At 40.0% G+C, this 12,007-nt stretch carries 10 protein-coding genes and 2 pseudogenes; 9 read left to right on the top strand and 3 right to left on the bottom strand.

Annotation, left to right across the window (positions count from 1 at the left end; all coding sequences use genetic code 11):
• Window positions 1-13: 13 nt before the first annotated feature.
• Window positions 14-1,144: pseudogene (locus MA_RS13345) on the top strand (IS1182-like element ISMac1 family transposase); the annotation flags it as partial.
• Here MA_RS13345 and MA_RS13340 read toward each other — a convergent pair.
• Window positions 1,145-1,960, bottom strand: a complete 816-nt coding sequence (locus tag MA_RS13340; RefSeq protein WP_011022530.1) for an IS5 family transposase — start codon at window positions 1,958-1,960, stop codon at window positions 1,145-1,147.
• A 47-nt stretch (window positions 1,961-2,007) separates the two neighbouring features.
• Here MA_RS13340 and MA_RS13335 point away from each other — a divergent pair.
• Together MA_RS13335 and MA_RS13325 are read left to right on the top strand one after the other, a co-directional pair.
• Window positions 2,008-2,370: pseudogene (locus MA_RS13335) on the top strand (transposase); the annotation flags it as partial.
• Between the two features lie 663 nt (window positions 2,371-3,033).
• Complete coding sequence (locus MA_RS13325; RefSeq protein WP_011022528.1) at window positions 3,034-4,248, top strand: HEAT repeat domain-containing protein; 1,215 nt, start codon at window positions 3,034-3,036, stop codon at window positions 4,246-4,248.
• 110 nt (window positions 4,249-4,358) lie between these two features.
• Here the strand turns inward: MA_RS13325 and MA_RS27050 are convergent, their stop codons facing one another.
• Window positions 4,359-4,610, bottom strand: coding sequence for a hypothetical protein (locus MA_RS27050; RefSeq protein WP_048065437.1), 252 nt, complete (start codon window positions 4,608-4,610; stop codon window positions 4,359-4,361).
• 110 nt (window positions 4,611-4,720) lie between these two features.
• On the opposite strand from MA_RS27050, the gene MA_RS13315 reads away from it, so the two are divergent.
• Entirely contained in the window at window positions 4,721-5,713 is a 993-nt protein-coding gene (locus tag MA_RS13315; protein ID WP_011022527.1) for a GAF domain-containing protein, read from the top strand.
• Window positions 5,714-6,098: 385 nt separating this feature from the next.
• A complete protein-coding gene (locus MA_RS13310; RefSeq protein WP_048065436.1) occupies window positions 6,099-6,539 on the top strand; it encodes a pyridoxamine 5'-phosphate oxidase family protein in 441 nt (146 codons plus the stop codon).
• Window positions 6,540-6,648: 109 nt separating this feature from the next.
• On the opposite strand, the gene MA_RS13305 is transcribed toward MA_RS13310, so the two are convergent.
• Window positions 6,649-7,269 (bottom strand): nucleoside deaminase, encoded by a 621-nt coding sequence (locus MA_RS13305; RefSeq protein ID WP_011022525.1) that lies wholly within the window; start codon window positions 7,267-7,269, stop codon window positions 6,649-6,651.
• 153 nt (window positions 7,270-7,422) lie between these two features.
• On the opposite strand from MA_RS13305, the gene MA_RS13300 reads away from it, so the two are divergent.
• From MA_RS13300 to MA_RS13285, 4 genes are all read left to right on the top strand, one after another.
• The gene (locus tag MA_RS13300; RefSeq protein WP_011022524.1) at window positions 7,423-7,827 is read left to right on the top strand and encodes a pyridoxamine 5'-phosphate oxidase family protein; all 405 of its coding nucleotides are present in this window, start codon (window positions 7,423-7,425) and stop codon (window positions 7,825-7,827) included.
• Window positions 7,828-7,978: 151 nt separating this feature from the next.
• Window positions 7,979-8,188: a hypothetical protein gene (locus MA_RS13295; RefSeq protein ID WP_011022523.1), complete on the top strand. Its 210-nt coding sequence runs from the start codon at window positions 7,979-7,981 to the stop codon at window positions 8,186-8,188.
• A gap of 449 nt (window positions 8,189-8,637) precedes the next feature.
• Window positions 8,638-9,534, top strand: a complete 897-nt coding sequence (locus MA_RS13290) for a DUF1638 domain-containing protein (protein WP_011022522.1) — start codon at window positions 8,638-8,640, stop codon at window positions 9,532-9,534.
• Window positions 9,535-9,814: 280 nt separating this feature from the next.
• The gene (locus tag MA_RS13285) at window positions 9,815-11,938 is read left to right on the top strand and encodes a sensor histidine kinase (RefSeq protein WP_226990595.1); all 2,124 of its coding nucleotides are present in this window, start codon (window positions 9,815-9,817) and stop codon (window positions 11,936-11,938) included.
• Window positions 11,939-12,007: the final 69 nt, after the last annotated feature.

Genomic DNA, 12,007 nt, shown 5'->3' with positions numbered 1-12,007 from the left:
TCCAGTGTTTCCCATGTTTCGAAAGTACGATCAAAAGCAGCAGTTTTTACTTCCGTTAGACCTGGAAGATTTTGTTCCTGAAAACCATATCGCCAGAGTACTAAACGACATCGTAGATGTCGTTGATATCACTGCTATTGAATCCACTTACTCTAAGGAAGGCTGCCCAGCCTATCATCCAAGACCTCTTTTAAAAATATTACTTTATGGTTACCTTATAGGCATTAGAAGTTCACGTAAACTGCAACAAATGACTCAAACTGATACTGCATTTATGTATCTGGCAGCCATGCAAAAACCTGATTTTCATACGATTTGTCGATTCCGTTCAACTCATCTTGGCCCTATAAAAGAAATCTTTTCCCAGGTTGTCACATTTTGTAAAGAAATGGATATGATTGGTTCCAGTATCTCAATTGACGGAACAAAGGTTAAGGCAAATGCTTCATCAAGACAGAGCAAGAGTTCGGATGCTCTCGAAAAAGAAATAGATAAGATACTCAAAGAGAGTATTGAGACAGATAAACATGAAGCTGAAATTTATGGTGACTCAACACCATCTCAGATTCCAGAAGAGCTTGTTGACAAGAAGAAAAGACTGGAAAAAATAAAAGCTGCTAAGAAGAAGCTTGATGAAGAAAAGCTGAAAAAAATAAACATCACAGATAACGATGCTCGAATTATGAAGCATAAAGATGGAAGCAAGAAACCTTCCTACAATTGTCAGGTTGCTGTTGATGAAAAAGAGCAAATAATCGTTGCAGCAGACGTTGTCAACGAAGAAAACGACCTTCATCAAATAGAACCAATGATACAGAATGTAAAAAACACACTGGGATATAAACCAACAATAGTACTTGCAGATGCAGGTTATTTCTCATATGAGAATCTGGAATTTTTACAGGAAGAAGGCATTGATGCTTATATTCCTGACAATTTCTATAAAGCTGAAAAAGAAGGAAAAACCAGGAAGTTCAGGAAGTCTCTTTTTACATACGATGAAGAAAAAGACTGCTATTATTGTCCTGCTGCATTTGAAATCCCCTTTACAAGAATACAAAAGAGGAAAGGTGAACCTGATTTAAGGTATTATGTATGTAGCTACTGTTCTCAGTGTGTGCTGAAAAATGCATGTACTAAGAGCCTATCCGAAAAGTCCCGCTGCTCTGAAAGTTATCCATGCGCATGCTAAATGTAGCATTGCGAGATAATTCTCAATCTTCTTTTCCCATCTAATCAGCAGCCTCCTGAATCTATTCAGCCAAGAATGTGTCCTTTCCACGACCCATCTTCTTGCCCTGTAACCTGGTATATCTATTCTTATGTTTTCTTCTCCACGTTTCCTGATATGAGCAGTATATCCGTAATCATCAACCAATTGTCTGATATCCGGATAATCATATCCTTTATCCATGCATATATTCTGAGTTACTTTATGCGAAGGTCTTTCAATAATAATGGCATCAAGAGTCCCTTTCACAAGCATTTTATCGTGACGATTGGCACCATCCACAACAACAGAAAGCGGTATACCTTTTCCGTCTGTTAACAGACTCCTTTTTGTACCTTTTTTGCCACGATCAGTAGGATTTGCTCCTGTTCCAGCTCCACCCAATGGTGCTTTTGTCATAGCTCCATCAATAGCTTGCCATTCCCACTCTAGCCCTTCTTCATCATCATAATCCAGCAGACCTAATTGCCATATTTTCTCAAATAAGCCTGATATTTGCCATTCCTGAAATCTATCATGTACAGTACCTGGCACTCCATAACATCTTGGCAACGCTTTCCATTGGCAACCTGTACGAAGGAGGTAGAAAATGCCATTCATTATTTTCCGATCATCCTCTCGCGGTCTTCCAGCCTTCTTTTTAGGTTTGGGCAATGGCAGTAAAGCTTTTATTTTAGTCCACAATTCATCAGAGATCTCGTAGTCGTGTCCCGTTTTTCGTTTTGTCACTACAAAACATTACCCTAAATCGTAAGTAAAATACTTTTCGGATAGACTCTAAGAGCGGAAAAAGGACAATAACAAGAGATCCTAGGGAACATTTGATGGAGGATATGAGGGATAAACTGAACACAGAGAAGGGGACGGAAAAGTATCAGAAAAGAATGTCTACCGTAGAACCTGTGTTTGGTCAGATGAAACAGGATAGAGGGTTCAGAGAATTCTTATTGAGAGGGAAAAGGAAGACAGGAATTGAATTTGTTATGATGTGTACTGTACATAATATAAAGAAAATAGCAGACTTTATAAAAAGAGAAGGGAAAAACCTGAAAAGTATGCTGAAAATGATAGTTGGAGGAGGAAGTAAAGGATGGAATAAAGGGGGAATTCGAGCGAGAATAACAAATACTCTATGTTGACCCATGAAAATTATCTCTCATTGTTGAAATGAAATAAAAATTGAAATGGGTATTACCCAATTGTACAATTTAAAATGGTTATGAGACAACCTGCTATAATTGCTTTCAGTAAAGTCTTTTAGAATAATCTCTCCGTTTCTCTCTATAAATTATATTTATGATGATGTTTCCGGTGATATATTAAATTGATCTATCACTGCCCTAGAAAAGTCAAATCAAGCGTAAAGTAAGCCAAGCTCCAAAGAAGTCAGGTAAGGTTTTGAGTAAGTGAAATCAAACTTTAACCATATCAAGTAAAGTTTTGAGTAAGTCAAATTGAAATTCGACCAGGTCAGGTAAGGCTTTTAAGGAAGCCGAACCGGTAATGTGATCCCAGATATGCGGAAACTGAAACAGCCTGAACCCTTCATCTTTGCGAATTTCTTTTTTAATACAGGGTTGAAAATTCCAAAAGATTTATTTTCAACTGCTCCTAAATCAAAAATAATCGCAGGGCAAATTGGCGAATATGCTTTATTGCTGATTTTAATTTTTTTATATGAGGCTTTTAATTCAATAATTTTTTTATGTATAATTTAAATAACAAATGTGAATATATTAATCAGGTTTATCATATTTCGGTAGATATTGAATTGGTGGTAGAAAAGAAGTAGGTGGAAAGAAATGCCTGAAAGTGTTACATCTCTTCCCCCCGGAGATCCTGACGATAAAGAGGCAATTTCTTTTAGGTCTCTGGAGTTACTTAAAGCTCGGGCAGTAAGAGAAAAGGATCATGTGGTTAGACGTGAAGCTCTTCTTACCCTTGCAATAAATTACAGTGAAAACGAAGATATTTTTGAATTCATTAAAGAGCGGGCTGTTGAGGACAGCCATTATTCAGTTCGAAAGGCTGCACTTCAGGAGCTGGCAAGGTTCTGGAAGGGAAACCCGGAAACTCTGCCTCTTCTCCGGGAAAGAGCTATCGAAGACTGCAATTATGAGGTCCGAAGAGCTGCTGTAAAAGAGCTTGCAGAAAACTGGAAGCATTTGCCTGAAATTCCTGAGCTATTGAGGGACTGGGCCGAGAATGCGGGAGATAAATTCGTCCGGAGTGTGGCTCTTCAGGAGCTTTCCAGGTGCTGGGGTAAAAGCTGTTGCAGTCTGAGTTTTATTACAGATAGGGTTGTAAAAGAAAAAGACAGTTTTGCCAGGGCTATTGCAGTCCAGAACGTTGCAAAATACTGGAGTACAGAACCTGCCGTCCTTCAGCTGCTCATGGATAAAGCCCTGGATGACGAGCACTATGCTGTAAGGAGTGTAGCTTTGCAGGAACTGGCAGAGAAATGGCCTTCCAGAGAAGATATCCTTCCCTTTATTAAGGAAAGGGCAGTTAAGGATGACCATTATTCCATAAGGGGGGTTGCGATCCAGGAACTTGCAAACGGCTGGCGGAATGAGCCTGAAATTCTGGATTTTATCAGGGACAGGTGCATTCACGATGAGGACAACATGGTCAGGGGAATTGCAGTCAGCCTGCTCGCTTCCTTATGGCCTGAAGAGCCCGGGACCTTTGAACTGATCATGGATAAAGCTGTTTCTGACGAACATTATTCGGTCCGGAAAAATGCCATGGAAGAGCTTGCAAAAACCTGGCATAAAAAGCCGGAAACACTTCACCTCGTAAAGGATAGGTTGCTTAATGACAGCGATAATTTTGTACGGATTACTGCAGTTCAGGAACTTGCAAAAATCTGGCATGCGGACTCCGGCACTCTTCCCCTTATTAAGGAGATAGCCCTTAAGGAAAAAGATGAATTTGTAAGAGATGCTGCTGTCCGGGAATTAATAGACGGCTGGCAAGACGAGGATATAAAAAAGTTCATAAAGAAATTTGCTTGACTGAAAAATTTGCTCTATTTTTTATTCTTCTTCTCTTTCTTTTCTTTTTCTTACTATTTTTCTTATTATTCTTACTTTTCTTCATATTCCCACTCGTTTTCTTCTTATTCTTAGTCTTTTTCTTTATTCTCATTTTTTTTCTTCTTATTCTTAGTCTTTTTCTTTATTCTCATTTTTTTCTTCTTATTCTTAGTCTTGATTACTATTTTCTTATCACGTCCTCTCCCGAAAAAAGCCTGATTGAAGTTTAGTTTATATATTTTTCCCCTGCTTTTTCTTTCTTTCTGACAATTCCAGGGTTCCGACCTATAGTCGTTTAAACAGCAATGTGCCTCTTCATCATGATCCTGCCTGAAACCCAAATCACAATCTATTTAATTTATTGCGTCTTTCTATGTAATTGTAGCAAAAAAATTAAATACATGAAATTTTCTCATAGCTTCCTGTAAAAGGTTCCTGAACGGAGAATAAGATGGCTAAAGCGACCTCAAATTCGACTAAAAACGGAAGTATCAGCAAACAAAAAGCCTGCAAATATCTCAATGAGATGGCTTTATGCAGTGCACTTGAGATGGCGAAAGAGCTGATTTCAGTAATAAATAAAGTTCCTGTCACTGTTTTCCTGTGGCGGCCCGAGAAGTACTGGCCTGCAGAGTTTGTTTCTGAGAACGTAAAACAGTTCGGGTATACGGTAGAAGAATTCACTTCAGGGAAACTTCTGTATGGGAACATAGTGCACCCTGATGACCTTGAAAGGGTCGAAAGAGAGCTCTCAAGAAGAATTGAGGAAGACTATGTTGACTTCTCCCAGGAATACAGGATACTGACAAAGTCCGGGGAAGTACGCTGGGTTGATGAAAGAACCTTTATCGAAGCCGATGAGAACGGAGTCGTAAAGTACCTTAAAGGTATAATTCTTGATATTACCGAAAGAAAGCGAAAAGAGAAGCTGCTTTATATCCAGCGAGACCTTGGAATTTCTCTTAGCACTTCGCAACACCTGGATGAGACCCTTGATATATTGCTTGATTCGTGTCTTCAAATAGATGAAATCGATGCTGGAGGCATCTACCTGGTTGATGAAGACACCGGCGATATGACTCTAGCCATCCAGCGTGGTTTTTCTCCTACCTTTGTTGAGAATGCCTCTTACTACGGTGCAAATTCCCCAAATACCAAGCTGGTTATGATAGGGCAGCCTGTCTATAAGCAGCATATAGACCTCCTTCTCACCTCCAGAGACGATGCCCTCAGGCAGGAAAACCTGAGAGCTACGGCAATAATTCCGGTGAAGTCCGAAAACGAGGTCATTGCCGCTTTTTATCTTGCCTCAAGTATGGAATATGAGCTTTCGGATAGCGTGCGTACGGTTATTGAAACCATCGCAACCCAGTTTGGAGTTTTTATTTCCCGTATTCGGCTTGAAGAAAGGCTAAAAGAGTGTGTGAAGAAGCGAAAGTCCTGATTGCTTCTTTCATTTCGACTTCTTTCATTTTGACTTTTTTACTTTGACTTTTTTACTTTGACTTTTTTACTTTGACTTCTTTCATTCTGACCTGTTTTCTCTTCTGAAAAGGTCAATGCTTCTTTTCTCTGAGCCACTTGCTCTTTTTTTGCTATTCCCGCTGTATTTTTACTTGCAGGTTCCGTAATTTATAAGAAAAATTTATAAATTTTGTCCCTATAAAGTGTATGGGAAAAGGACTGCAAATATCAGTTGGGTCATGAGTAGATTTTTTTCCCTTCATAGCATTGATCGAAGAATATCCTGGAATATGGTATCTGGAAAGGCTCGATGTAAAAGATCTCTGATGGGATCCAACTAAAAGTTACAATTTATGGTGGGGAATATGACAGAAGAGCTCAAAGCTAAGATTTGCGAATACCTTGCAACTCACAATTACCTGAACCTCGCAACCCTCAGCCCTCAGGGCAGGCCAATGGCTCATACGATGGCGTATGTTTCCAAAGATGAAATCGTATACGTGGCAACCAATAAAAACACCCGGAAAGTCCAGAACATCCTTAACAACCCTTATGTAGCCTTTACGGTTGATGAGGATGATCCTGATTGGTTTGATATGCAGGCACTCCAGGTCGAAGGTAAGGCATCGATAGTAACTGATGAGACAGAACTGCGAGAAGTCGGGGAGATCATAGCAGCCAAATTCCCTGTTACTGCAGATATGCCTCCTGATCCGGATACCATCCTGATAAAAATAGAGCCTGAGCTTGTCTATTATCTGGATTACAGCGTCGAGTTCGGATACAGGACAAGCATAAATTTCTGAACAATAGATTTCTGCTATTGATCAGGCTAAAAAACGATACTTTTTGTTTTTTTCATTTTCAAGCCTTTTTTTGAATATTTTCGAGATAAATAAGCAAGATCTCAGTTTATCAGGCACTGCGTTTTCTCAGGACTTCCAGCAATTCTTCGGCATTAATCAGCATAATTTCCATTGCAGCTTTTGAAAGCTCTTCGGAGCACGCAGCTTTTGCAAAGGTTTGGCGTGTTGAAAGATCTCTCCAGAGAGAGGGTAAAAAATCAATCATTCCGACCATTCCGGCTCTCGGGTCGGAGGAAACATGAAGAATAGCATTTACTCCTGAAGAAATCAGTCTTATCAGGCACATGGGACAGGACTCAAGCGAGGTGTAAAGCGTATACCCTTCAAGGGTGGTAATGTTCGGGTGTTCGTTTTCAAACAGATTTAAGGCAACCATTTCTCCATGCAGGTCACTCCTAAAATGTGGAGAGTACACAAGATTGTGCCCCATGGAAATTACTTTTCCGTCTGCATCAACAAGAATGCTACCTACACCGTAATTTCCGGAGTCCACGGATTTTAAGGCCAAAACGACAGAAAGCCAGGCATAAGGATCGTCTGTGAACTCGGAACCGAACTCGTACCATTGCAGCCATTTTTTCCAGTAAATAACTTTTTCGTTTCTGGAACCAATCTCACGCCCAATTTTTTCCAGTATCTCCTCACCAAGATCTCGAATCTCCTTAAGCATCGATATTATCCTCTTTTAAACTTAAATGGCACTTAATGAGACATAGTTAGTCAGCAAAGGTTATTAAAGTACACAAATACCTCTTCAGGTACAGAATTCTAACGCTTAAATATATAAATTTATACTGCAAATCAACCTGATGGTGAAAATATTATGGTAAAGTTAAGCGAAGAGATGAAGACTGCTTTTTCGAAAGTAAAGATCTTTCCTGTTGCAACGGCTTCAAAAGAGGGAGTTCCTAACGTAGTGCCTATAGGTTTCTGCCAGCTTGTAGATGACGAGACTATCTGGATTGCAGACAATTTCATGGTCAAATCCCTTGCAAACCTGGAAGAAAACCCAATAGTTGCAATCTATGTATGGGGGCCGGAAACAGGCGGATGCTACCAGATAAAAGGAAAAGCTACAATTATCAGGTCAGGCGAAAAATTCGATAAGATGAAAGCAATTGTGAATGCTGCAAAACCAGGTCTTCCTGCAAAAACCCTCATCGAGGTCATGATAAGCGACGTTTTCCAGTGTGCCCCCGGTCCTGCAGCAGGAACGAAACTTCTCTAACCGGAAAATACGCCGTGTTTCCGGTCAAATTAAGTATTCGTACAGGTTAAGTATTCATACAGGTATCCTGTCAAGAAAACGTATTGATGAAAAGACCGAATCGCACCTGCGGGATACCTATAGAAAAATACACTGAATCAGGAGTGAGGATATGGTTGATGAAAAGGGAAAGCCCCCTGTTTTTTGCGAAAAGCTTTGCATAGTCTGCAAGGGTGCAAGAGAGGGCAATAGTATCTGCAAGTCTATTCAGAACCTTGAGCTGAAGATCTTCGGGAAAAATGGTTGTATCTGGGGAGCTGCAAGGACAAAGTATTACGGAGTTACTCCTGATAAGAAAATTCCTGAAAAATCAAAAAAATAAATATGGAAACTCCAGATCCGGAACTTCCAAGAAAAGAAACCGTAAACAAATAAGACTAATAAAAACCGGACAATAAACGTTGACTTGCCGATTAATATAACTATTGAAAGGAGCAGGTATATGGAGTGATGTGAGGAAAGTCGGTAATCGTTTTTGTTTTGCTATCCTCGTCCCTTTTAAACTCCAAACCCTTCTATTACTTCTTTTTAGCTGTTGATTTTGATTACATAACTATCATATCGGATTAGCCTGATTAGCCTGAACTGATCTACAGAACCTGAACTAAAAATAAAAAGCTGAACTGATCTACAGAACCTGAACTAAAAATAAAAAGCTGAACTGATCTGCAGAACCTGAACTAATAATAAAAAGTTGAACTGGTCCAAAAAAAACTAAATATTGCTATTGAAGCTGAGAATGCAGATCTGATATACAACTGTAAGTGAAACATGCCTGTGTTAAGTATTATCGCCTGTGGTATGCTCGAAGACGAGCTTGTACATGTGCTTTCGAAAGACTGCGAACTGAAGCAGCTAATCGTCGTGGAGAACGGGAATAATTCGGGGTTTCTTCGGAAACTCAGGGCCGGAAAATGCATCCCGAGGACAATTCCTCTGGACAGAGTTCAGATGTTTTTCAAAACCGGGTTCAACCCTGATTTCGAAACTCTAGCAAAGTTCCTTGCCCCTTTTCCTTTCCTTGGAAAAGTATGTGAGAAAATGAATGAAAAGGCAGGACAGCAGGTAAGTGTGGTTGTAAACCTGCTCAGGCTTGGGCTGCATGCCGACCTTGAGCTGCTGAAGTCCGAAGTTTTCCGAAATATCCGGGAAATGGCTGCATTTTCCGATGGGATCCTTATTTTCTACGGTACCTGCGGACACGTTCTTGGGGAGCTGGAAAAGGATTTCATAGATCTTGGATGTCCACTTTTTTTCCTGAAGGATAAAGCTGGAGAGATTGTTGAAGATTGTATCAGTACGGCGCTTGGAGGAAATGAGGCTTATGCCAGAGCTATGCTTGCCTGTAGAGGCAAAGGCACGATTTACCTTACCCCTATGTGGGCTTCGAGCTGGAAAAATTTTGAGAAGGGGTCCGGAAGTAAAGACTTGAATAATAGATATCTGAAAAATTCACGGTACTGCTTGGCTGTAAAAATAGAAACAGGAATTTCATATGAGCCGGATTTCCATCAAAATGTTCAGGAGTTTGCCCGCACCTTTGGTATGAAGACCATAACTTTGAAAGGAAGCTCCGAAATTACAGAACAAGGATATTTCGATGCCAGAAAGGCACTGGTCAAAAATTCTGATTGTTTGCCGAAAAATCATCAAGACATGGAATTCTAAGTTTTTGATAGTGCTTATTTAAGTTCATTCTCACTTTTTCTCTGAAATGATTGAGTTTCAATAGCATATGTTAATGATTTTTGTATTATAAATTTTTTAATGTGTCTCCGAACTCTTATATAGTTTATCTTCTTTTAATATTAAATAATATAATAACTTCAAGCTCCTCGTTACTTCTAAGTTGTTGGGGGTATACGCAATAGATATTAGCAAAAAGGTTCTTATTATCACCCTCTTAATTTTTGCAGTACTTACAGCCTCATTTACATTTACACATAACATGCAGCTGTCCAACTTTTTGGAGCTTGAACAGGCTGATACATTAGAGAATGTAGAGCGAGTGCAAAACTCTGTTGCCACAGAACAGGGATACCTGGACTATATTGTCCAGGACTGGGCTTGCTGGGATGACACCTACCGGTTTATTGACGACAAAAATCAAGAATACATAAATGTTGACCTGCAGAATCAGACGCTTGCCGGGATTAACGTCAATGTCATGATTTTCGTTAACAATTCCGGGGAAGTGGTTTATATCAAGTCTGTGAACACTCATACTGCAGAAGAAATGCCTGTTTCTGACGATCTGCTTGCAATGATAAAAGACGGAAGTCTTCTTACAACCGGAGATGAAGACTCGATAAGCGGTTTTGTTTTGCTTGAAGAAGACCCCATGTTTATTTCCTGCCACCCTATCCTCACAACAACATATGAAGGTCCCTCTAAAGGCACCCTAATTTTTGGGAGATATTTTGACGATGAGCTACTTGATTCTTTTAAAAGGGTTACCCGCTCTTCCCTGCTGATGTACAGGGCAGACGAGAATATGCCTGCCGATTTTCAGACAAAAATCAAAAACGCTTCGGAAAATCCTGACCGGATTATAGTTGAACCTCTGAATGAAGATCAAATTGCAGGTTATTTCGGGTTAAAGGATATAAACGGCGATCTTGCTCTGCTCATCAGGGCAGACTTCCCAAGGGAACTTTACCGGCATGGTGAAAGAACCCTTAATTACATGTACTGGTTCCTGATTCTGACCGGGCTTATGACAGGAGTCGGTGTCAAATTTGCGCTTGACAAATTATTTATTTCGAGATTAGTTGAAATTGACGATTTTGTCACAAAGGTAAGGTCCGAAAAAGACCTTTCCAAAAGATTGGATCTCAAAGACAATGATGAACTCTATCGTTTGTCAAGAGAAATAAACGGGATGTTAAATGAGATTTATCTTGCAGAACAGGAGTTAAAAGCTCAGGCCCGTGAAAAAAAAGTCCTGCTCGACTCACTTAACGAACTGGTCGTTTTTGTGAGCCCCGAATTAAAAATCATCTGGGCAAACAAAGCTGCTCTCGAATATATGAATATGGATCTGGAGTCGGCAATGGGGGTCTGCCTGAAAGCCACTCCAGGGATTAGTGGACCCTTAGTTGAATTCATGTATCTTGAGCATATTTTTACAAGTGAGGAGAAAAAATCAGGCGAATTTACTGCAAAGGATGGAAAAGTCTGGTTTTTCCAGGCAACTCCTGTGACAGATGATCAGGGAAAGATCATAGGCGTGCTTCAAACCTGCAGGGATGTTACTGAAAGGAAAGAAGCCGAAAAACTGCTTCAGGAAAAACAGGTTGCTGAGGTTGCAAACCGTACCAAAAGCGAGTTTCTGGCAAATATGAGCCATGAGTTGAGAACTCCGCTTAACTCAATAATAGGGTTTTCTGACCTATTATATGAAAAAATTTATGGAGATCTCAACGAAAAACAACTCAAAGCTGTCGGAAACATTTCGAGGAGTGGAAAACACCTTCTGAACCTTATTAACGATATTCTTGACCTCTCTAAGGTTGAAGCTGGAAAGCTTGAACTTGAGTATAAAGAGTTTGAGCTGAGCAGTAAACTCAATTCTATAAAAAATCTGCTATCTCCTATTGCAGATAGGAAAATGATTGAGGTTCAAATCCAGGTGGATGAAAGCCTTAACACGATCCGGGCTGATGAGGCTCGTTTTGCTCAGATTATGTACAACCTGCTGGATAATGCTATCAAATTTTCGAAGGAAAATGGACTTGTGGAAATAGACGCAAAAAGGAAAGGGGATACGGTAGAAATAACGGTCAAGGACTATGGAATCGGAATCAAAGTTGAGGATCAGAGCAAGCTTTTTAAACCTTTCAGCCAGATAGCTTCCTTTTCCTCAAAAAAAGTCCAGGGAACAGGGCTTGGACTTGCCTTGGTAAAACAGATTGTTAACCTGCATGGGGGCTATATCTGGTTTAATAGCAGGATAGGAGAAGGAAGTACCTTTGCCTTCACAATTCCGATAAACGGTAACAAAAGAACCGAAGGCGACAGTGAAGTAGAAGCATCCAATATTGCAGGAAAGGCTGAAGATTCTGAGTCGTGAGAAAGCTTAAAAAGAGCAGATAAAATCCAGGTCAACTTATTGAAAACCTTTTGAAAAAAACAGGTAAGA

It is taken from the genome of Methanosarcina acetivorans C2A (genome assembly GCF_000007345.1).
Classification (GTDB): domain Archaea; phylum Halobacteriota; class Methanosarcinia; order Methanosarcinales; family Methanosarcinaceae; genus Methanosarcina; species Methanosarcina acetivorans.
Note: the sequence above shows the minus strand (reverse complement) of the source record. Positions and strands in the feature narration are given on the sequence as shown.

Coding starts and splice junctions, on each gene's coding strand:
- MA_RS13290 (WP_011022522.1), top strand. CDS start 8,638: ATGCCTGTGTTAAGTATTATCGCCTGTGGTATGCTCGAAGACGAGCTT.
- MA_RS13325 (WP_011022528.1), top strand. CDS start 3,034: ATGCCTGAAAGTGTTACATCTCTTCCCCCCGGAGATCCTGACGATAAA.
- MA_RS13315 (WP_011022527.1), top strand. CDS start 4,721: ATGGCTAAAGCGACCTCAAATTCGACTAAAAACGGAAGTATCAGCAAA.
- MA_RS13305 (WP_011022525.1), bottom strand. CDS start 7,269: ATGCTTAAGGAGATTCGAGATCTTGGTGAGGAGATACTGGAAAAAATT.
- MA_RS13300 (WP_011022524.1), top strand. CDS start 7,423: ATGGTAAAGTTAAGCGAAGAGATGAAGACTGCTTTTTCGAAAGTAAAG.
- MA_RS13310 (WP_048065436.1), top strand. CDS start 6,099: ATGACAGAAGAGCTCAAAGCTAAGATTTGCGAATACCTTGCAACTCAC.
- MA_RS13285 (WP_226990595.1), top strand. CDS start 9,815: ATGCAGCTGTCCAACTTTTTGGAGCTTGAACAGGCTGATACATTAGAG.
- MA_RS13295 (WP_011022523.1), top strand. CDS start 7,979: ATGGTTGATGAAAAGGGAAAGCCCCCTGTTTTTTGCGAAAAGCTTTGC.